The organism is Roseobacter cerffii (assembly GCF_054226325.1).
Genome location: NZ_CM135757.1, coordinates 611,896 through 631,434, shown reverse-complemented (window position 1 = coordinate 631,434; position 19,539 = coordinate 611,896). Strand labels below are relative to the sequence as shown.

29 protein-coding genes are annotated in these 19,539 nt (G+C 60.1%); 4 read left to right on the top strand and 25 right to left on the bottom strand.

Features of this window, described 5'->3' with window-relative positions; genetic code table 11:
* Positions 1–145: 145 nt before the first annotated feature.
* The 9 genes from rplR to rpmC form a co-directional block, all read right to left on the bottom strand.
* On the bottom strand, positions 146–505 hold the full coding sequence (gene rplR, locus ACVC7O_RS03140; protein ID WP_195819746.1) for a 50S ribosomal protein L18: 360 nt from the start codon (positions 503–505) through the stop codon (positions 146–148).
* An 11-nt stretch (positions 506–516) separates the two neighbouring features.
* The gene (gene rplF, locus ACVC7O_RS03135) at positions 517–1,050 is read right to left on the bottom strand and encodes a 50S ribosomal protein L6 (protein WP_458324641.1); all 534 of its coding nucleotides are present in this window, start codon (positions 1,048–1,050) and stop codon (positions 517–519) included.
* A gap of 10 nt (positions 1,051–1,060) precedes the next feature.
* Positions 1,061–1,453 carry a 30S ribosomal protein S8 gene (gene rpsH / locus ACVC7O_RS03130; RefSeq protein ID WP_159974572.1) on the bottom strand — a complete coding sequence of 131 codons (393 nt, stop codon included), beginning with the start codon at positions 1,451–1,453 and terminating at the stop codon, positions 1,061–1,063.
* A 12-nt stretch (positions 1,454–1,465) separates the two neighbouring features.
* Positions 1,466–1,771, bottom strand: coding sequence for a 30S ribosomal protein S14 (gene rpsN / locus ACVC7O_RS03125; protein ID WP_458324640.1), 306 nt, complete (start codon positions 1,769–1,771; stop codon positions 1,466–1,468).
* Between the two features lie 16 nt (positions 1,772–1,787).
* Positions 1,788–2,351, bottom strand: coding sequence for a 50S ribosomal protein L5 (gene rplE / locus ACVC7O_RS03120; RefSeq protein WP_458324639.1), 564 nt, complete (start codon positions 2,349–2,351; stop codon positions 1,788–1,790).
* Positions 2,344–2,655 (bottom strand): 50S ribosomal protein L24, encoded by a 312-nt coding sequence (gene rplX / locus ACVC7O_RS03115; RefSeq protein ID WP_458324638.1) that lies wholly within the window; start codon positions 2,653–2,655, stop codon positions 2,344–2,346. The genes rplE and rplX overlap by 8 nt, the downstream gene beginning before the upstream one ends.
* Positions 2,655–3,023 (bottom strand): 50S ribosomal protein L14, encoded by a 369-nt coding sequence (rplN, locus tag ACVC7O_RS03110; RefSeq protein WP_011567679.1) that lies wholly within the window; start codon positions 3,021–3,023, stop codon positions 2,655–2,657. Before rplN ends, rplX begins: the two co-directional genes overlap by 1 nt.
* A 72-nt stretch (positions 3,024–3,095) precedes the next feature.
* Positions 3,096–3,335 carry a 30S ribosomal protein S17 gene (gene rpsQ / locus ACVC7O_RS03105; RefSeq protein ID WP_159974576.1) on the bottom strand — a complete coding sequence of 80 codons (240 nt, stop codon included), beginning with the start codon at positions 3,333–3,335 and terminating at the stop codon, positions 3,096–3,098.
* Between the two features lie 12 nt (positions 3,336–3,347).
* A complete protein-coding gene (gene rpmC / locus ACVC7O_RS03100; RefSeq protein WP_458324637.1) occupies positions 3,348–3,554 on the bottom strand; it encodes a 50S ribosomal protein L29 in 207 nt (68 codons plus the stop codon).
* A gap of 248 nt (positions 3,555–3,802) precedes the next feature.
* Here rpmC and ACVC7O_RS03095 point away from each other — a divergent pair, with 248 nt between their 5' ends.
* Entirely contained in the window at positions 3,803–4,165 is a 363-nt protein-coding gene (locus ACVC7O_RS03095) for a hypothetical protein (protein WP_458324636.1), read from the top strand.
* A gap of 110 nt (positions 4,166–4,275) precedes the next feature.
* Here ACVC7O_RS03095 and ACVC7O_RS03090 read toward each other — a convergent pair whose 3' ends face one another.
* Together ACVC7O_RS03090 and ACVC7O_RS03085 are read right to left on the bottom strand one after the other, a co-directional pair.
* A complete protein-coding gene (locus ACVC7O_RS03090; RefSeq protein WP_458324635.1) occupies positions 4,276–4,878 on the bottom strand; it encodes a hypothetical protein in 603 nt (200 codons plus the stop codon).
* Positions 4,879–4,991: 113 nt separating this feature from the next.
* A complete protein-coding gene (locus ACVC7O_RS03085; protein WP_458324634.1) occupies positions 4,992–5,657 on the bottom strand; it encodes a PAS domain-containing protein in 666 nt (221 codons plus the stop codon).
* A 437-nt stretch (positions 5,658–6,094) separates the two neighbouring features.
* On the opposite strand from ACVC7O_RS03085, the gene ACVC7O_RS03080 reads away from it, so the two are divergent.
* On the top strand, positions 6,095–6,715 hold the full coding sequence (locus ACVC7O_RS03080) for a 2OG-Fe(II) oxygenase family protein (RefSeq protein WP_458324633.1): 621 nt from the start codon (positions 6,095–6,097) through the stop codon (positions 6,713–6,715).
* Between the two features lie 140 nt (positions 6,716–6,855).
* The gene (locus tag ACVC7O_RS03075; protein WP_458324632.1) at positions 6,856–7,602 is read left to right on the top strand and encodes a hypothetical protein; all 747 of its coding nucleotides are present in this window, start codon (positions 6,856–6,858) and stop codon (positions 7,600–7,602) included.
* Between the two features lie 99 nt (positions 7,603–7,701).
* Here the strand turns inward: ACVC7O_RS03075 and rplP are convergent, their stop codons facing one another.
* Genes rplP through rplB form a run of 5 tightly spaced genes read right to left on the bottom strand, consistent with a single transcriptional unit; the run spans position 7,702 to position 10,344 of the window.
* Positions 7,702–8,115 (bottom strand): 50S ribosomal protein L16, encoded by a 414-nt coding sequence (gene rplP, locus ACVC7O_RS03070; protein ID WP_458324631.1) that lies wholly within the window; start codon positions 8,113–8,115, stop codon positions 7,702–7,704.
* Between the two features lie 13 nt (positions 8,116–8,128).
* Positions 8,129–8,836 carry a 30S ribosomal protein S3 gene (gene rpsC / locus ACVC7O_RS03065; RefSeq protein ID WP_299680343.1) on the bottom strand — a complete coding sequence of 236 codons (708 nt, stop codon included), beginning with the start codon at positions 8,834–8,836 and terminating at the stop codon, positions 8,129–8,131.
* Positions 8,836–9,216: a 50S ribosomal protein L22 gene (rplV, locus tag ACVC7O_RS03060; protein ID WP_159978173.1), complete on the bottom strand. Its 381-nt coding sequence runs from the start codon at positions 9,214–9,216 to the stop codon at positions 8,836–8,838. The genes rpsC and rplV overlap by 1 nt, the downstream gene beginning before the upstream one ends.
* Before the next feature lie 3 nt (positions 9,217–9,219).
* Positions 9,220–9,498 carry a 30S ribosomal protein S19 gene (rpsS, locus tag ACVC7O_RS03055; RefSeq protein WP_071969830.1) on the bottom strand — a complete coding sequence of 93 codons (279 nt, stop codon included), beginning with the start codon at positions 9,496–9,498 and terminating at the stop codon, positions 9,220–9,222.
* 3 nt (positions 9,499–9,501) lie between these two features.
* A complete protein-coding gene (gene rplB / locus ACVC7O_RS03050) occupies positions 9,502–10,344 on the bottom strand; it encodes a 50S ribosomal protein L2 (protein ID WP_458324630.1) in 843 nt (280 codons plus the stop codon).
* 335 nt (positions 10,345–10,679) lie between these two features.
* On the opposite strand from rplB, the gene ACVC7O_RS03045 reads away from it, so the two are divergent.
* Positions 10,680–11,390, top strand: a complete 711-nt coding sequence (locus ACVC7O_RS03045) for a DUF533 domain-containing protein (protein ID WP_458324629.1) — start codon at positions 10,680–10,682, stop codon at positions 11,388–11,390.
* Between the two features lie 313 nt (positions 11,391–11,703).
* Here the strand turns inward: ACVC7O_RS03045 and ACVC7O_RS03040 are convergent, their stop codons facing one another.
* The 9 genes from ACVC7O_RS03040 to rpsL form a co-directional block, all read right to left on the bottom strand.
* Positions 11,704–12,462, bottom strand: a complete 759-nt coding sequence (locus ACVC7O_RS03040) for an ATP-grasp domain-containing protein (protein ID WP_458324628.1) — start codon at positions 12,460–12,462, stop codon at positions 11,704–11,706.
* A gap of 227 nt (positions 12,463–12,689) precedes the next feature.
* Positions 12,690–12,986: a 50S ribosomal protein L23 gene (locus tag ACVC7O_RS03035; RefSeq protein WP_458324627.1), complete on the bottom strand. Its 297-nt coding sequence runs from the start codon at positions 12,984–12,986 to the stop codon at positions 12,690–12,692.
* The gene (gene rplD, locus ACVC7O_RS03030; protein ID WP_458324626.1) at positions 12,983–13,600 is read right to left on the bottom strand and encodes a 50S ribosomal protein L4; all 618 of its coding nucleotides are present in this window, start codon (positions 13,598–13,600) and stop codon (positions 12,983–12,985) included. The genes ACVC7O_RS03035 and rplD overlap by 4 nt, the downstream gene beginning before the upstream one ends.
* Positions 13,597–14,475 carry a 50S ribosomal protein L3 gene (rplC, locus tag ACVC7O_RS03025; RefSeq protein WP_458324625.1) on the bottom strand — a complete coding sequence of 293 codons (879 nt, stop codon included), beginning with the start codon at positions 14,473–14,475 and terminating at the stop codon, positions 13,597–13,599. Before rplC ends, rplD begins: the two co-directional genes overlap by 4 nt.
* A gap of 21 nt (positions 14,476–14,496) precedes the next feature.
* Entirely contained in the window at positions 14,497–14,811 is a 315-nt protein-coding gene (rpsJ, locus tag ACVC7O_RS03020) for a 30S ribosomal protein S10 (protein WP_263843919.1), read from the bottom strand.
* Between the two features lie 200 nt (positions 14,812–15,011).
* Positions 15,012–16,187 (bottom strand): elongation factor Tu, encoded by a 1,176-nt coding sequence (gene tuf / locus ACVC7O_RS03015; RefSeq protein WP_458324609.1) that lies wholly within the window; start codon positions 16,185–16,187, stop codon positions 15,012–15,014.
* Positions 16,188–16,265: 78 nt separating this feature from the next.
* Complete coding sequence (gene fusA / locus ACVC7O_RS03010) at positions 16,266–18,383, bottom strand: elongation factor G (RefSeq protein ID WP_458324624.1); 2,118 nt, start codon at positions 18,381–18,383, stop codon at positions 16,266–16,268.
* A 60-nt stretch (positions 18,384–18,443) separates the two neighbouring features.
* Positions 18,444–18,914, bottom strand: a complete 471-nt coding sequence (rpsG, locus tag ACVC7O_RS03005; RefSeq protein WP_458324623.1) for a 30S ribosomal protein S7 — start codon at positions 18,912–18,914, stop codon at positions 18,444–18,446.
* Positions 18,915–18,926: 12 nt separating this feature from the next.
* Complete coding sequence (rpsL, locus tag ACVC7O_RS03000; protein WP_007118826.1) at positions 18,927–19,298, bottom strand: 30S ribosomal protein S12; 372 nt, start codon at positions 19,296–19,298, stop codon at positions 18,927–18,929.
* Between the last annotated feature and the right edge of the window lie 241 nt (positions 19,299–19,539).

The window sequence follows — 19,539 nt, the reverse complement described above, 5'->3', positions numbered from 1 at the left end:
GTGGGCCAGCGGCCCCCGGATCATCGAGGTGGCCCCGTAAGGCCACCTTCGCTGTTGCGACCAAGGGTGGCCTGAAAGCCCACCCCACCTGCCGGTTCCACGCGATGTGTTGGCAGGTCCGGTGGGCCTTGGGCCACCGCCTCGGTCAGATCTTCAGACCACCCTCGCGGGCGGCGTCGGCCACGGCCTTGACCTTCCCGTGAAAGAGGAAACCGCCGCGGTCGAAATACGCCTCTTCCACGCCAGCTTTCTTTGCGCGCTCGGCAATCGCCGCGCCCACCTTGGTGGCCGCTTCGATGTTGTTCTTGCCCACCACACCGAGGCCCTTTTCCAACGTAGAGGCCGAGGCCAGCGTCTTGCCCGCCACGTCGTCGATCAGCTGCACGCTGATGTTCTTGCTGGAGCGGTGCACGGAGAGGCGCACACGCCCTGCGTTCACCTTGCGCAGTTTGTTCCGAACGCGCAGGCGGCGCTTCAAGAACAGGTCTCTTTTGCTGTTTGCCATTGTTTGCGTCCTTACTTCTTCTTGCCTTCTTTGCGGAAAATGAACTCGCCCTTGTAGCGGATGCCTTTGCCCTTGTAGGGCTCGGGCTTGCGCCACGCGCGGATGTTCGCGGCAACCTGACCAACAAGCTGTTCGTCAATGCCCTCCACCACAACTTCGGTTTGCTTCGGCGCCGTCACGGTCACACCCTCGGGGGCGGTGTAATCCACGTCGTGGCTGAGGCCGAGGTTCAGCTTCAGGGTGTTGCCCTGCATCTGCGCCCGGTAGCCCACGCCCTGGATCTCCAGCTCCTTCTTGAAGCCATCGGTCACGCCGGTGACGAGGTTCGCCACCATGGTGCGCGACATGCCCCACTGCTGACGCGCGCGCTTGGATTTGCCGCGCGGTGTCACGGTGATGACGTTGTCTTCAACCTTCAGATCCACGTCATCGGTCGCCTTGAACGAGCGTGTGCCTTTCGGGCCTTTCACCTCGATGGTCTGACCGCTGACGGATGCTGAAACACCGCTGGGCAGTTCGACCGGTTTTTTACCAATACGAGACATCATGCCCTCCTTAGAAGACGGTGCAGAGCACTTCGCCGCCAACGTTGGCGCTGCGTGCTGCTTGGTCCGACATCACACCCTTGGGGGTGGAGACAATCGACACGCCCAGGCCCTGGCGGACCACGGGGATGTCATTGACGCCCATGTAGACGCGGCGCCCGGGCTTGGAGACCCGCTTGAGCTCGCGAATGACAGGTTCGCCCTCGTAATATTTGAGGCTGATCTCGATGGCCGGGTGGCCGTCGGCACCGGTGACCTTCTCATAGCCGCGGATGTAGCCTTCGTCGGCCAGCACATCCAGCACCCAGGCCCGCAGCTTTGACGCCGGGGTCATGACGGTGGACTTGCCGCGCATCTGGCTGTTCCGGATCCGGGTGAGCATATCTGCGATAGGATCGTTCATCTCAGTCCCTCCTTACCAGCTCGACTTGACCATGCCGGGGATCTGGCCATTCGAGCCCAGGTCCCGCAGCGCGATCCGCGAAATCTTCAGTTTACGGTAATAGGCGTGCGGACGACCGGTCAGCTGGCAACGGTTGTGCAGGCGCACAGCCGAAGAGTTGCGCGGCAGCTTCGCCAGCTTCAAGGAAGCGCGGAACCGCTCTTCCATCGGCTTTTCCTGGTCGTTCACGATGGCCTTGAGTTCGGCGCGCTTGGCGGCATATTTCGCCACCAGACGTTCGCGCTTCTTCTCGCGTTCGATCATTGATTTCTTAGCCATATCAAATCCCTCCCGATCAGCTGTTGAAAGGCATGTTGAAGGCTTTCAACAGGCTCTTTGCTTCAGCGTCGGTCTTCGCCGTTGTGGCGATCACAATGTCCATTCCCCAGTTCTCATCGATCTTGTCGAAGTTGATCTCCGGGAACACCAGATGCTCTTTCAGGCCCATGGCATAGTTGCCACGTCCGTCGAAAGACTTGCCCGACACGCCGCGGAAGTCGCGGATGCGGGGCATCGCAATGGTGATCAGACGGTCGAGGAATTCATACATGCGGTCGCCGCGCAGGGTCACTTTCGCGCCCATCGGCATGTCTTCACGAACCCGGAAACCCGCGATGGATTTCTTGGCCGTTGTGGTCAGCGCCTTCTGGCCTGCGATCAGCGTCAGATCTTCAACCGCCGACTTGGCCTTCTTGCTGTCGCGCACGGCTTCCGCACCGCAGCCGATGTTCAGGACGATCTTGTCCAGACGCGGGATCTGCATGTCGTTCTTGTAACCGAACTCTTCCTTCATCGCCGCGCGGATGCTGTCCTTGTACGCGGCCTTCAGGCGGGGGGTGTAATTTGCAGCATCAAGCATCGATCACATCTCCCGTTGTCTTGGCAAAGCGCACTTTCTTGTCGCCTTCCATCTTGAAGCCCACGCGGGTCGGTTTGCCCTTGGCATCGACGTACGCCAGGTTGCTGAGGTCAATCGGCATCGCCTTGGGGATGCGGCCACCCTGGGTGGTCTGGCTCTGGCGGGTGGCGCGGATGGCGATGTTGATGCCATCGACCACGGCCTTGCCGGTCTTCGGGCTCACAGACGAAATCGTCCCGGTCTTGCCCTTGTCCTTGCCGGCCAGCACGATGACCTTGTCACCTTTTTTCAGTTTCGCAGCCATCACAGCACCTCCGGCGCAAGCGAGATGATCTTCATGAAGTTCTTCGCGCGCAGCTCACGGACAACCGGGCCAAAGATACGTGTCCCGATCGGCTCGTTGTTGTTGTTGAGGATGACGGCGGCGTTGCGATCGAAACGGATCGCGGTGCCGTCTTCGCGGCGGACTTCCTTGGCGGTGCGCACGACGACGGCCTTGCGCACGTCGCCTTTCTTCACACGGCCGCGCGGGATGGCTTCCTTCACCGAGACGACAATGATGTCGCCAACGGAGGCGTATTTACGCTTGGAACCACCCAGGACCTTGATGCACTGAACACGGCGTGCGCCGCTGTTGTCAGCAACATCCAGGTTGGTCTGCATCTGGATCATTTGGTTTCTCCCGACCTTTGGGGGGCCGATGCGTGGCCATATCCCCAGGGTTTCGACTGTAAGGGCGGTGCCTTAGGCCTCAGCGGCCTCCAGCACTTCCCAACGTTTGGTTTTCGACTTCGGCGCGCATTCGATGATGCGGACCGTGTCACCTACCTTGAAGGTGTTCTTCTCATCGTGCGCCCGGTACTTCTTGGACTTACGGATGGTCTTCTTCAGAACCGGATGCGTGAAGCGGCGCTCGACGCTGACGGTGACTGTTTGGGCGTTGGCATCAGAAGTAACGACGCCCTGCAGGATACGCTTTGGCATGGGGGGCTCTCCTTACTCAGATGCAGCAGCTGCCGCTGCTTTTTGGTTCAACACGGTCTTCACACGGGCCGCATTGCGGCGTGCTGTGCGCAGCTGTGCCGGGTTTTCCAGCTGGCCGGTGGCCTGCTGAAAGCGCAGGTTGAACTGTTCTTTCTTCAGATTGGCCAGCTCTTCACGGAGCTGGTCCGGGGTCTTGTCATGCAATTCCTTGGCGTCCATCGCCTTATTCCTTTCAACATCACGGGAAGGCCCAACGTGCAGTGCACTCTGGTCACCCTGATTCCCGTGGAGTCCATGATGAAGGGGCCGTATAGGAGGCTTGCGGGCCTATGGCAACCCCTCTTGTCACGTGATCAAGCAACAGCCGAAACCCGAACATCATCCCAGCAAGATCAACAGACTAGGCAATTACACAGATCCGGGCCACACTGCACCCCATAAACGCAAGAGATTGAGAAAGACCCATCATGACCCGACCCGGAATTGTCGCAGCGGCCTGCCTGATTTTATCCCTCGCAGGCTGCGCCGGCGGCACCCTGCCCTCGGGCGCGCCGGAGCAAACCTGGCTCAGCCCCTCCGAAAAGGCATTTCTGAACATGCAGCGCCCCTATCCGAATTTCGATGACGTCTGCGTTCTGCTCGGCGACAGCGAGAACACTGCCTCCATGAGAGCCGCTGGCCAGGACCTGATCGCATGCCCAAAACACGAGACCGGCGCCACCGAAGACCGCCGCCGCACCGGCGCCAAGGTTGTGGGTCAGTCCGAGTACTGGGTTATCCTCAGCATATCCTCGGATCTGGTGAAGGAGCAGTTGCAGACCTATCAGTAACGCGCGTGCCTGTCCGACAAGAGATTGCGCGCCCCGTTTCGACCACCACAGAACCTGCAGCGCGACCGATCGCGCGACAATGGTCCGTGCGGCTTGGTCACTCAGCCCGTCTAGTCGGGGATACGCACGAGAATCTGAGATGGGAAGGTGAACGTGGATCGCCCGTCTGCGAAAACCGGGCGCCACCTCTTGAAGCTTCTCATGCATTTAACCGTCTGACCCGAGAAGTGTTTCGAATGTGCTGTGATCTGAATCGATCTGCTCAACCTTGCTTGATGCTCCTTTAGGGCGTCCTCCCCCAAAGGCGTTGAGACGTCGGTGCGTGTCGCAAAAATTGCAAGCTGTTCATTCGTATGAATGTCTCTCGACAGCCGCGTGAGCCCCTTTTTGATCAGAGTCCCATCAGACGCGATAATCGCAGCGCGTTGAAAAATCTCCTGCTCGTAAGGCACAATGGGCATGTTGTAGACGCCACCACAGACGAACGTTCTGCCGTCTACGTTTACGATCTTGTGCAGCGCAAGCATGCCATAGGTCCGCTGTCCGTTGACAATACCTCCGGGCCGAAATGGCGTAAAAACGAAACTGTCATCAATTGGAATGGATTTCAGTCTTTGTGCCGATGCGGGGCCAACCGCCAGAGACAATACCAGCACCACCGAGAAAACTACCAAATACGCGCGCATAATTACCCTACAGATCTCATCACTCACTCAGGTGCACGCTTGCACTCGCATGTGGAGATTGCAAGCATGACACCTCCGGTCTGGACGACGTCTCTTGCCCGCTGCCTGCCATCGCCTGGCTCCGATCCGCTCGCTCTCGCTCAGAGCCCGACCCGCCGCCGCAGGATGCTGTGCTCGATATGCACCGCCGCAGCCTCGGACCGGGCCAGCAGGCTCGTACGCGCCGTCGTCTCCAGATTTCGAAGCTTGAGCGACATTTCTTCCGCGTGATCGAAGCGGCTATAGCAATCGCTCTCGATCTCCCGCCGCCGCGCACCAAAGTTGAACTCATACTGGCTGCCCATCAGCAGGCATTGGTCGTTGTTGAGCCAGATGGGCCTGATCACCACCAGGCTGTGAAACGCATCGCCATTGGCCTTGTAGTTCACCAGAACAACGTCGCACCGGCGGCGCTCCTCCACGGCCTGTCGGATCTTGGCCACCTCGGCCCGGCTGGTCTCGGGTCCTTGCAGAAATCTGCAATTGCTTCCGATCAGCACCGAGGACCGATATCCCGTCAGGTACTCAAACGCTCGGTTGGCGAAGACAAGCGGCGTGTCCGGCAGGTTCGGGTCGGCAAAGGTGACGGGGATCTTCAGCCCCTGCGCCACATCGAAGACATTCGCCTGTTCGCTTGAAATCGCGACCTCGGGTCTTGGGGCAGGCGACAGGATCGCGTCCATGTCCACTTGCGGTCGAAAGGGTCTGATATCGGGGGAATTCACGCTCGTCAGATCAAGGAGTTCGGGCGCGGTGTCGACGGTCATGGAGTCCTCAATGTTGGTGTCGGTCTTTTTCGATTTTTGTGAGTAAGATTGGTTAACGCGGTGTTAAAGGCAGCGCAGGTTTTCGCGTTGACGTGCGGGAAACCGCGCCTTTTTTCGAAGCCGCCGCCTTTTGATCACACATGCCCCTGACCCGACGCCATCGAGCGACCGATCCTCCCCCTGGGACCCTCCGTTCAGCTTTGGTCAACCTTTCCACACCGCACGCCCGCTTAAGCCCGGACAGCGGCCCAAACACCGCCGTACGCACCGACGTGATACCGACGCAACACCGACGTGATACCGACACCGGATTTTACCTGTTTCCCTGGGACATCGGGCCAGAACCCCGCTGCGGCTCTCCAAGCGCCCCAAGCCGTTGCGCGCCCGCTCCGTTAACCCCTCTCGCCACGCAGCGCGCGCTACGCTAAGAGGACCCCATGAGCACCACAGACACCCTCTTCGTCACCCGCCTCTACCGCGCGCGGCTCTCCGAGAAAAAACCCGAGATCGACACGGCCGAGCTCGAGGCCTCCTGCTGGTCCATCGCCGAGGATGACGAGGCGGGCCAGGACTGGTGCGACGAAAACGGCTACCCGGGCTACACCAGCTACGCCTCGCTCACCGACCTGCCCTACCGCTTCCCGATCTTCAAGGATCTGGTCAAGTCACTGGACAAACACGTGAAATCCTTCGCCAAGGAGCTCGCCTTTGATCTCGGCGACAAGCCGTTGAAACTGGAAGACATCTGGATCAACATCCTGCCACCGGGTGGTATCCACACGTCCCACATCCATCCGCATTCGGTGATCAGCGGCACCACCTACGTCGCCGTCCCGCCCGGCGCTAGCGCGCTCAAGCTCGAAGACCCGCGCCTACCGATGATGATGGCCGCCCCACCGCGCCTGAAAACCGCACCCGCCGACCTGCAAGCCTTCACCTACGTCGCCCCCGAACCGGGAGACGTGCTGCTCTGGGAAAGCTGGCTGCGGCACGAGGTACCGCTCAACATGGCTGAGGAAGAGCGCATCAGCATCAGCTTCAACTACGCCTGGTCCTGATCCCCAAGGTGTCTCGGCAGACCCAAGTTCGTCCAAAAATATGGCACCAGTCCGCGCGTCCAGGCCACGCACCTGCCCTGACCTTTTCCTTCCCGGAACTGTGCACTAACGTGTGAATGTAACAGTTTTGCGAAGTAAATATGACAGACACCAACGCACCTGCCCTGGCATCGCGGCGCCGCGCCAATCCGGTGATCATCGCCTGCCGCGAGTTCGCGCGCCTCGTACGCCTCTGCGTGACCGACCGCGCGACCCGCAGCGCCTCTTTGCTGTTTCTTGGGGGTGTAATCGGTCTGATCGCGCTCTTCGCCATCGCCTCGCTGCTGCGGGATAACCTGCCGCTGGCCGCGCAGGTGTACGAGGAACTTGATCTCGGCTCAGACGACAGCCTGTCCGAGAAATTCACCCATGGTCTGTCGTTTCTCGCCGCGACGCTCTTCCTGATCTGCTTTCTGCATGTCGGCTCGCGCGCGGCATTCTTCCTTGCCAGCCTGAGCGCGTTCGTCTGGTTTGACGACGCGGCGCGGTTCCACGAACGCGTCGGAACAGCGCTCAAGGACCACATCGCACTGGAGCCACGGTTTGGTCTGCGCCTTCAGGACTACGGCGAGATTTTCGCATGGCTTGGGGCGGCCTGTGTCCTCGGTCTGATCCTGCTCTGGGCGCTCCGCGCGCTCAGGCCAGGCGATCTGGGCCTCCTGCTCGCCACCGGTCTGTGTTTTGCCGTTCTGGTCTTCTTTGGCGTCGTCGTCGATATGGTGCACGTGACGGGATACCGGAATCTTCTGATGCTCGTTGAGGACGGCGGCGAAATGATCGCCGTAACGGGCTTTGCAGCCGTGGCAATCGGTGCTCTGCGACAGGCGGATCGCTATTTTGACCCGTAGGCCCAACCTACAAAATCGAAAAAGAAAAACCCCCGCCAATGGCGAGGGTTCATGTCTTTGACGATCTAATCTTAGGCCTTTGCGCCCAAGATCAAATACTTACCAGTCCTCGCGGACGACGACCCGTGTCTTGATCGGCAGTTTCATCGCCGCCAGACGCAGGGCTTCGCGGGCCACGTCGTCGTTCACGCCATCGATCTCGAACATGATACGGCCAGGCTTAACCTTGGCCGCCCAACGGTCGACCGAACCCTTACCTTTACCCATACGGACTTCGATGGGTTTGGCTGTGACAGGTACATCCGGGAAGATGCGGATCCAGACACGGCCCTGACGTTTCATGTGACGCGTCATCGCGCGGCGTGCCGCCTCGATCTGACGCGCTGTGACCCGCTCGGGCTCAAGGGCTTTGAGACCATAGGTGCCGAAGTTCAGGTCAGACCCACCCTTCGCCAGACCCTTGATGGAGCCCTTAAACTGTTTGCGGAATTTAGTACGCTTTGGCTGAAGCATTGATCATTCCTCCTTAGCGACGACCGCCGGCACCACGCGGTGCAGGGCCATCCTGGAGTTCCTGTGCTTTACGGTCACGCGCGGACGGATCGTGCTCCATGATCTCCCCTTTGAAGATCCAGGTTTTGATCCCGATGATGCCATAGGCAGTCGTCGCTTCCACGTGTGCGTAATCGATGTCGGCGCGCAGCGTGTGCAGCGGCACACGGCCTTCACGGTACCATTCAGTACGCGCGATTTCGGCACCACCGAGACGGCCGGCCACATTCACACGGATGCCCAGAGCCCCCATACGCATGGCGTTCTGCACGGCGCGCTTCATGGCACGACGGAAAGACACCCGACGCTCCAGCTGCTGCGCAATGCTCTCACCCACCAGGGCCGCATCCAGCTCGGGCTTGCGCACTTCAACGATGTTGAGGTGCAGCTCGCTGTCGGTCATCTTGGCGATTTTCTGACGCAGACCTTCGATGTCTGCACCCTTCTTGCCGATGATGACACCGGGGCGGGCTGTGTGGATCGTCACGCGGCACTTCTTGTGCGGACGCTCGATGATCACACGGGCCACACCGGCCTGCTTGCATTCTTCCTTGATGAACTCACGGATCGCGATGTCTTCCAGCAGAAGATCACCGTAGTCCTTCGTATCGGCGTACCAGCGGCTGTCCCAGGTGCGGTTCACCTGCAGGCGCATGCCAATCGGATTGACTTTGTTACCCATTAGGCTTGCTCCTCTACCTGACGCACCAGAATCGTGATTTCCGAGAACGGCTTGATGATCTTGCCGAACCGGCCACGCGCGCGCGGACGTCCACGCTTCATGGTCAGGTTTTTACCCACATAAGCCTCAGCGACGATCAGCTCGTCCACGTCGAGGTTGTGGTTGTTTTCCGCGTTCGCGATGGCGGACTGAAGGCATTTCTTCACGTCCAGTGCGATCCGTTTCTTGGAGAAGGTCAGGTCCGTCAGGGCCTTGTCCACCTTCTTGCCCCGGATCATCGCGGCGACGAGGTTCAGTTTCTGCGGGCTGGTGCGGAGCATGCGCAGTTTTGCACGTGCTTCGTTGTCAGCCACGCGGCGGGGATTTTTATCCTTGCTCATGGCCTACTTCCGCTTCGCTTTTTTGTCGGCGGCATGACCGTAGTAGGTCCGTGTCGGCGAGTATTCACCGAACTTCTGACCAATCATGTCTTCGCTGACGTTGACAGGGATGTGCTTGTGACCGTTGTAGACGCCAAACGTCAGGCCCACGAATTGGGGCAGAATTGTCGAGCGGCGCGACCAGATCTTGATCACTTCGTTGCGGCCGCTTTCGCGGGACGCTTCGGCCTTTTTCAACACGTAAGAGTCGACAAAAGGACCTTTCCAAACAGAGCGTGCCATAGTTTAGCGCCCCTTCTTCTTGGCGTGCCGCGAGCGCAGGATAAGCTTGCTGGACGCTTTTTTCTTGTTCCGGGTCTTGGCACCCTTTGTCGGCTTGCCCCAAGGCGTGACCGGGTGACGACCACCAGAGGTCCGGCCTTCACCACCACCATGCGGGTGGTCGATCGGGTTCATCACGACACCACGTACAGAGGGGCGGATGCCCTTGTGGCGCATGCGGCCCGCTTTACCGTAGTTCTGGTTGGAGTTGTCGGGGTTCGACACGGCACCCACGGTTGCCATGCATTCCTGACGCACGAGGCGCAGCTCGCCAGAGCTCAGACGGATCTGAGCGTAGCCACCATCGCGGCCCACGAATTGGGCGTAGGTGCCGGCAGCACGCGCGATCTGACCACCCTTGCCGGGCTTCATCTCGATGTTGTGCACGATCGTCCCGATGGGCATGCCCGAGAAGGGCATCGCGTTGCCGGGTTTGATGTCTGCTTTTGCGCTTGCGACCACGCTGTCCCCCACAGCCAGACGCTGTGGCGCCAGGATGTAGGCCTGCTCACCGTCTTCGTATTTCACGAGCGCGATGAAAGCTGTGCGGTTGGGGTCGTATTCGATGCGCTCGACCGTGGCCGCCACATCCAGTTTGTTCCGTTTGAAGTCAACGATCCGGTAGAGGCGCTTGGCCCCGCCGCCTTTGCGGCGCATCGTGATCCGTCCGGTGTTGTTCCGTCCGCCATTCTTGGTCAAGCCTTCTGTGAGGGCTTTGACCGGGCGGCCTTTCCAGAGCTCCGAACGGTCGATCAGTACCAGCCCACGCTGGCCCGGCGTCGTCGGTTTGTACGACTTGAGTGCCATGTTGTCTGTCTTCCGTTTTGCTAACGACGAGGCTTCGCCCCGCCTATGGTATGAAGGCCCCCGTAGGTGCCCGAGTTCACTGTTCTTGATCGTCAGAAAGACCTGACGGAGAACAACAACGAAGCCCCGGACGAATCCGGGGCCTTGCCGATGCATCCGTTTAAGAGAGTGCGCTTGCGGGGTCAAGCGCATGATCTGCGAAAACTTCATGTTTTTCAGGGCATGGGCCTTTGTCTGGGCGCGGAATCGCCGCGCGCCAGCGACCCTGATCTTCTGTCTTTCTAACTTTGCGAGCGGGATGCTAGGCTCGGGTGGTCTTGGGTGGAGGGAATACCATGAGTTTTGTAAAAGCACTTGCCGCGGTCGCTGTCGGGTTTGCCGCAGCGAAGGGGATGGACAAGTACAAGCAGATGGGCGGCATGGCCGGTCTGCAGGACATGATGCAGGGCGCAGGCGGCAGCAATATGGCGGATCAGCTGGGGCGCATGGCCGATCAGTTCGGCATCCCGGGCGGATCGGCGCAGGTCAAGACCCTCTTTGGCCAGATGGGTCGGGCAACCGCGGGCGCGACCGAAGCAGGTGCCGCGGGTCTCGGCGGGCTGATGGCCAGCATGCGTGGCGCGGCCGAAGCGGGCAGCAAGCAGTCGGCGGCGATGATGGACGCGATGTTCGGCAACACGCCGGTGGGCGATGCAATGGAACAGCAGGCCAAGCTGATGATCCGCGCGATGATCCAGGCCGCCAAGGCTGATGGCGAGATCGACGCCGAGGAGCAGGCGGCCATCGTCGAGCGGCTGGGGGACATCAGCGAAGAAGAGCGCGAGTTTGTTCGCGCGGAGCTGCAGGCGCCGGTCGATCTGGCGGGGCTGATCCAGGACGCGGGGACCGTGGGGCGCGAGCAGATCTACTCGACCTCGCTCGCCGCGATCCGCATCGACAACCCGGCGGAGGCGACTTACATGCGGCAGCTCGCGACGGGCCTCGGCCTGAGCGACGACCAACGCGACGCGATCCACGCGCGGATGGGGGTCGCTCCTCTGGGCTGAGCTTCGGGCCGCACGTTGGTTAATCGACCGGACGGGCCTGTTTTCAGGCCCGGCACCCCAAGGCGGCTTGAACCCCCGAAAAATATGGAAAACCGCATGTTGGTATCATGTCGGTATTTTATCGGTATGGCGTCGGTGCGAAGGTCGGTTTCGGGGCCGGTTAATCGAACGCACGGTGCCGTGCGTTAACGGATCTTGTTAGAATGCAAGCTGAGCGCGCGCCCGGCGCCTTTGGTTTGAAGCAAAGCGCCTGCGACCACTCAAATGTCATGTATGCGGACTAAAGCGCCCTTTCGCTGCGTTTGCGCCGATGTCAGCTTTTTGTGTGACCATCCGAAACTGCGTCGATTGATGACACCAGTTTCAGAAGGTCGGCTTCATAGAAACCCGCTGCATTGATGCAGTTCGATTCGAGCATCTTAAGTCCATCGTCTGTACGGCAAACATCAATTACGTAGGCGGGAGAATAGTTCGGGTTTGCCATCACTAGCCCCTTGGCAAACTCTAAGGCATCGTCGTCAATCTCATGTCGATAAACGACACGTGATCCCTCCTTGTAGAGTGAGAAAGTAACAACTTCATCTCTGACTACCCACAGTCGCCATTCCTTGCGAATGCTAACGGGTTTCGTGAACATCAATTCTGTATCGTGACGAAGCGACCCCTTAGGTATCTCGTGCTCTTCAAGCGCGAGCACCTTGTTGGCCAAGTCAATGATTTCACCCGCAGTCTTTACCTTACCTGGCTCTTCTTTGCTGTCTTCTACCGGGCGAAGAAACCAGCTTTTTCCGTCATCAGGGAGTTGTTCTGGAACATCTCGCAGCGTCAAAAAAAGAGCGTCCGCTCCGTTAAGGAGGAATGGATGCCATGGCTTCTCGTGGACAAATGGCCTTATCCTGAAGACGCCGGGCTTAAGGTCGTTCGCTTGTGCGTATCGCCATAGGGTATAAGAGCCGAACATGACTACCGCGTTTGGGTCTTTGATATTCGGAGCGGGCGTCAATTCGCCGACAAATGGAACGACTTTGTGCCAAGTGTAAGGAATTTCTAGCCGATCAAGCGCATCGGCCATTTTCCGAGTGTCCTCAAAATCCTGAAGTATCCACTGCATTTATTCGCACTCAAACCTGACAACTCTGCTCGTTGCATTTTGAACATCATCCCGTCTGATGCTCAACAGCAGACATTTGCGCAAGGTGCAGCATCGGTCGAAAAGGGCTCCAAGCGGACATCCGTTTAAAAGACAAAACCCCGGCCTGTTTCCAGACCGGGGCTCTTCGTTTTTCGTTGTCGCGTGGCTCAGAGGCCGGTGGACACGTCGATCGTGTTGCCGGCTTCCAGCGTCACGTAGGCTTTCTTCACGTCTTTCCGCTTGCCGAGCTGGCCGCGGAAGCGTTTGACTTTGCCTTTCGTGATCGTGGTGTTCACAGCCTTGACCTTCACACCAAAGAGCGCCTCGACGGCCTCCTTGATCTGCGGCTTGTTGCTGTCCATCGCCACCTCGAAGACAACCGCGCCGTTCTCGGACGTCATGGTAGCTTTCTCGGTGATGATCGGCTTGCGGATCACGTCGTAATGTTCTGCCTTGGCACTCATTTCAGGCGAGCCTCCAGTGCTTCGACACCCGCCTTGGTGATCACCAGCGTGTCACGGCGGAGGATGTCATATACGTTTGCGCCCATCGTCGGCAGGATATCCAGACCTTCGATGTTGCGTGCGGCCTGGGCGAAGTTCTCGTTCACGGACGCCCCGTCGATGACCAGCGCGCGTTTCCAGCCCAGGTTGGCCACTTGCTTGGCCAGAGCGGCGGTCTTGCCCTCTGCGGCGGCCTCGTCGAGGATGACCAGCTCACCCGCTTTTGCCTTGGCGCTGAGCGCGTGGCGCAGGCCGAGTTTACGGAACTTCTTGGTCAGCTCGTGACCATGGCTGCGCGGGGTCGGGCCCTTGTAGATCCCACCCTTGCGGAAGATCGGCGCGTTGCGGTCGCCGTGGCGTGCGCCGCCGGTGCCCTTCTGGCGATAGATCTTCTTGGTCGAGTAGCTGGTTTCCGAGCGGGTCTTGACCTTGTGGGTGCCGGCTTGCGCGTTGTTACGCTGCCAGCGCACGACGCGGTGCAGGATGTCGGCGCGCGGCTCGAGACCGAAGAGCTCTTCGCTCAGATCGACCGACCCGGCTTTCTTGCCGTCGAGTTTGATGACATCGAGTTTCATGCGTCACCTTCTTTCTTCTCTTCGCCGTCTTCGGCAGGGGCCTCATCCGACTTCTCGGCTGCGATTTCGGCTTCCGCGGCTTTCAGCGCTTCGGCTTCGGCTGCGGCCTGCTCTTCGGCGAGACGCTTGGCTTCGGCTTCGGCCTCGGCTGCAGCGGCGGCCGCAGCTTCCTCAGCGGCTTTCGCGGCTTCCTCGGCTGCGGACTTCAGCGCGGCGGGCAGAATGGCATTCTCAGGGAACGGCTTTTTCACCGCGTCCTTGACTGTGACCCAGCCTCCCTTGGAGCCCGGCACCGCGCCTTTGACCATGATCAGCCCACGGTCGGCGTCGGTGCGCACGACCTGCAGGTTCTGTGTGGTGACCCGGGCGGCACCCATGTGGCCGGCCATTTTCTTGCCTTTGAAGACCTTACCCGGATCCTGACACTGGCCTGTGGAGCCGTGCGAACGGTGCGAAATCGACACACCGTGCGAGGCGCGCAGACCACCGAAGTTGTGGCGCTTCATCGCACCGGCAAAGCCTTTACCGATGGAGGTGCCCGCCACGTCGACAAACTGACCTTCAAAGTAGTGGTTCGCGGTGATCTCTTCACCGACGTTGATCAGGTTCTCGGCATCCACGCGGAACTCGGCCACTTTGCGCTTCGGTTCCACCTTGGCGGCGGAGAAATGGCCGCGCATGGCCTTGGACGTCCGCTTGGCCTTGGCTGTGCCCGCGCCGAGTTGCACGGCGGAATAGCCGTCTTTCTCGGCAGTGCGTTGAGCCACAACCTGCAGCTTGTCGAGTTGAAGCACGGTCACAGGGATCTGCTTGCCGTCTTCCATGAACAGCCGGGTCATCCCGACCTTTTTTGCAATAACGCCTGAGCGCAACATATCTGAAACCCTCCCTGACGCTTACGATTGCAGCTTGATCTCGACGTCCACACCAGCAGCCAGGTCGAGCTTCATCAGCGCGTCCACGGTCTGGGGGGTCGGATCAACGATATCCAGCAGACGCTTGTGCGTGCGGATCTCGAACTGGTCACGGGATTTTTTGTCCACGTGGGGGCCACGCAGAACGGTGAATTTCTCGATCTTGTTCGGCAGCGGAATGGGGCCGCGAACGGAGGCACCGGTGCGCTTGGCGGTGTTGACGATCTCCTGTGTGGAGGTGTCCAGCACACGGTAGTCAAACGCCTTGAGGCGGATGCGGATGTTTTGGCTTTGAATGGCCATTTTTTGTTTCCCTTACTCGGGTCTCAAACGGAGAGGAAGAGCAGCCTTATTGCCACCCTTCATCGCGTTGCTTTGTTTTTGGAGCGCCCGGAGGCGCTCCGCAATCTGGTCCCGGTGCTGAACCGGGTGCTGCGTCTCTGCTCTCATTGATCCTTCTGATCAACTGCCGCAGGTGACGCCCACTGTGTCAAAAATCACTCGGTGATTTTGGACACCACGCCGGCGCCGACGGTGCGGCCGCCTTCGCGGATGGCGAAGCGCAGGCCGTTTTCCATCGCGATCGGTGCGATCAGCTCAACGCCGAAGCTCACGTTGTCGCCCGGCATCACCATCTCGGTGCCCTCGTTCAGCTGCACCGTGCCGGTCACATCCGTCGTGCGGAAGTAGAACTGCGGGCGGTAGTTCGCGAAGAACGGCGTGTGACGGCCGCCCTCGTCCTTGGTCAGGATGTAGGCCTCGGCCTCGAACTTGGTGTGCGGCGTCACGGAGCCGGGCTTGCAGAGCACCTGGCCACGCTCCACGCCGTCGCGGTCAATGCCGCGCAGCAGGGCGCCGATGTTGTCACCCGCTTCGCCACGATCGAGCAGCTTGCGGAACATCTCGACACCGGTGCAGGTGGTCTTCTGGGTGTCGCGGATGCCGACGATCTCGATCTCGTCGCCCACGTTGATCACACCGCGCTCGACACGACCGGTCACCACGGTGCCACGGCCGGAGATCGAGAACACGTCTTCCACGGGCATCAGGAACGGCTGATCCACGGCGCGCTCGGGCGTCGGGATGTACTCGTCCACAGCCGCCATCAGCTCCTTGATCTTCTCTTCACCGATCTCCGCGTCACGGCCTTCCATCGCCGCCAGCGCCGAGCCCGCCACGATCGGCGTGTCATCACCGGGGTACTCGTAGGTATCGAGCAGCTCGCGGATTTCCATCTCGACGAGCTCCAGCAGCTCGGCGTCATCGACCTGGTCGACCTTGTTCATGAAGACGACGATCTTCGGGATGCCGACCTGGCGGCCGAGCAGGATGTGCTCGCGCGTCTGCGGCATCGGGCCGTCCGCGGCGTTCACCACCAGGATCGCGCCGTCCATCTGCGCCGCACCGGTGATCATGTTCTTCACATAGTCGGCGTGGCCGGGGCAGTCGACGTGGGCGTAGTGGCGCGCGTCGGTCTCGTACTCCACGTGCGCGGTGGAGATGGTGATGCCGCGGGCTTTCTCTTCGGGCGCGCCGTCGATCTGGTCATAGGCCTTGAAGTCGCCGAAATACTTCGTAATCGCAGCCGTCAACGTCGTCTTGCCGTGGTCAACGTGACCAATCGTGCCAATGTTCACGTGCGGCTTATTACGTTCAAACTTTTCCTTTGCCATGATGGCCTCCTTAGGTGTTCCTGCGGGCAGCGGACCTGCCCAATATTTGGGGTCGGAGCGCGTCGCCGCGCCCCGGGGTTACGCGAATTTTGCCTGGATCTCGTCGGAGATGTTCTGCGGCACCGGATCGTAGTGATCGAACTGCATGGTGAACTGGGCGCGTCCGGAAGACATCGACCGCAGGGTGTTGATGTAGCCGAACATATTCGCCAGCGGCACGAAAGCGTCGATGGCAATCGCGTTGCCGCGCGGCTCTTGGCCCGACACCTGCCCGCGACGGGAGGTGAGGTCGCCGATGATGCCACCGGTGTACTCTTCCGGCGTGATCACTTCGACCTTCATGATCGGCTCGAGCAGTTTCGCGCCCGCGCCCTTCATGCCTTCGCGCATTCCCATGCGGGCCGCGATTTCGAACGCCAGCACGCTGGAGTCCACATCGTGGAACTTGCCGTCGATCAGCGCGACCTTGAAGTCGATCACGGGGAAGCCCGCCAGCGGGCCGGAGTCCATCACCGATTTGATACCCTTTTCCACGCCCGGAATGTATTCCTTGGGCACGGCACCGCCGACGATGCGGCTCTCGAAGGAATAGCCTTCGCCCGCCTCTGTCGGCGTGAGGATCATCTTCACTTCCGCGAACTGACCCGAGCCACCCGACTGCTTCTTGTGCGTGTAGGTGACTTCATATTCCTTGGAGATGGTCTCGCGATAGGCCACCTGCGGCGCACCGATGTTCGCCTCGACCTTGAATTCACGCTTGAGACGATCGACGAGGATGTCGAGGTGCAGTTCGCCCATGCCTTTCATGATGGTCTGACCGGATTCCAGGTCAGTTTCCACACGGAAGGACGGGTCTTCGGCGGCCAGACGTGCAAGACCTTGAGACATTTTCTCCTGGTCGTTCTTCGTCTTTGGCTCAACCGCGATCTCGATCACCGGATCGGGGAATGTCATGGTTTCCAGAACCACAGGATCGTTCTTGTCGCAGAGCGTGTCCCCGGTTGTGGTGTCTTTCAGACCCGCCAGTGCGATGATGTCGCCCGCAAAGGCCTCTTCGATCTCTTCGCGGTTGTTGGAGTGCATCATCATCATGCGGCCCACGCGCTCGCCCTTGCCTTTGGTCGAGTTCAGGAGCTGGTCGCCCTTCTTCATCACGCCGGAGTAGATGCGGGTGAAGGTCAGCGAGCCCACGAAGGGGTCGTTCATGATTTTGAACGCAAGACCAGCGAAGGGCATCGCATCATCCGCACGGCGCGCGATGTTGCGGGTTTCTTCCTCGTCGCCCGGCTTGAAGCCCATGTAGTCGACCACGTCGAGCGGGCTCGGCAGGTAGTCGATCACGGCGTTCAGCAGCGGCTGCACACCTTTGTTTTTGAAGGCGGAGCCGCCCAGAACCGGTACGAAGTTCAGCGCCAGTGTGCCCTTGCGAAGCAGTTTGCGCAGGGTCGGGATGTCGGGCTCATTGCCTTCGAGGTATTCCATCATCGCGTCGTCGTCTTCTTCGACGGCCGCTTCGATCATCTTGCCGCGCCATTCGTCAGCCATGTCCTTGAGGCTGTCGCGCACGGGCGCTTTCACCCAGGACGCACCCAGGTCTTCACCCTGCCAGAGCCACTCTTCCATGGTCACGAGGTCGATCAGACCTTCGAGCTCATTCTCGGCGCCGATCGGGATACCGACGGGCACGGCGCGCGCGCCGGTGCGGTCTTCGATCATGTTGACGCAGTTGAAGAAGTCGGCGCCGATCTTGTCCATCTTGTTGACGAACACCATGCGCGGCACCTTGTAACGGTCGGCCTGGCGCCAGACGGTTTCGGTCTGCGGTTCCACACCGGCGTTCGCATCCAGCACGCAGACCGCACCGTCGAGAACAGCCAGCGAGCGCTCGACTTCGATGGTGAAGTCCACGTGGCCGGGGGTGTCGATGATGTTCAGGCGGTGCTTGGGCGTATCAGCGGTCTGACCGTCCTCGGTGCGCTCCCAGAAGGTGGTGGTCGCAGCCGACGTGATGGTGATGCCGCGTTCCTGCTCCTGCTCCATCCAGTCCATGGTGGCCGCACCATCGTGCACCTCACCGATGTTGTGGGACTTGCCTGTGTAGTACAGGATGCGTTCCGAACACGTGGTCTTGCCGGCATCGATGTGAGCCATGATGCCGAAATTGCGGTAGCGGTCTAGCGGATAATCGCGTGCCATGGGGCTGCTTCCTCGAGGTATCTAAAAACGGAACGTCGCGCCCGGAAGGCGCGACAGTGTTTACCAGCGGTAATGGCTGAACGCTTTGTTGGCGTCTGCCATCTTGTGTGTGTCTTCGCGCTTCTTCACCGCGGTGCCGCGAGATTGAACAGCGTCGAGAAGCTCACCGGCCAGGCGCTCTTCCATCGTGTTCTCGTTGCGGGCGCGGGAGGCTTTGATCAGCCAGCGGATCGCCAGCGCTTCGCGGCGCTCGGGGCGCACTTCGACGGGCACCTGGTAGGTGGCACCACCGACGCGGCGGGAGCGAACTTCGACGCTGGGCTTGATGTTGTCGAGCGCTTCGTGGAAGACCTCGACGGGCGCGCGCTTGATCTTGTCTTCAACGCGGGTCAGCGCGGAATAGACGATGCGCTCTGCGACCGACTTCTTGCCGTCGATCATCAGGTTGTTCATGAATTTGGTCAGCACCAGATCGCCATATTTGGCGTCGGGCAGGACTTCGCGTTTTTCGGCTGCGTGGCGACGGGACATCTTGGTCTCTCCTTACTTCGGACGCTTCGCGCCGTATTTCGAACGACGTTGCTTACGGTCTTTCACACCTTGGGTATCCAGAACACCGCGCAGGATGTGATAGCGGACACCCGGAAGGTCTTTCACACGACCGCCGCGGATCAGAACCACGGAGTGTTCCTGAAGGTTGTGGCTTTCACCGGGGATGTAGCTGATGACTTCGAAGCCATTGGTCAGGCGGACCTTGGCCACTTTCCGCATCGCCGAGTTCGGCTTCTTCGGTGTGGTGGTGTAGACGCGCGTGCAAACGCCACGCTTCTGCGGGCATTCCTGCAGGTGCATGGACTTGGAGCGTTTTACTTTTGGCTGCCGCGGTTTGCGGATCAGCTGTTGGATCGTTGGCATTCCGGTTCTTTCCCCGTCTAAGCTCACATATGTGTGCACGAGGACGACCCCCATGCGGTTTGACTCTTTCACGAACGCGTCCGCCCGTGATCTGGATGCGCCGGTGGGGCGCGCGATGACATGCGCCTATGACGCAATGCGAAAAGACCGCCACGTTTCCGTACCGAGGAAACGACGCGGTGGGTTTACAGAGGATCGGGCCGATAGGGGGCCGGATCGTGACCACTTCAGTTCTGATTTC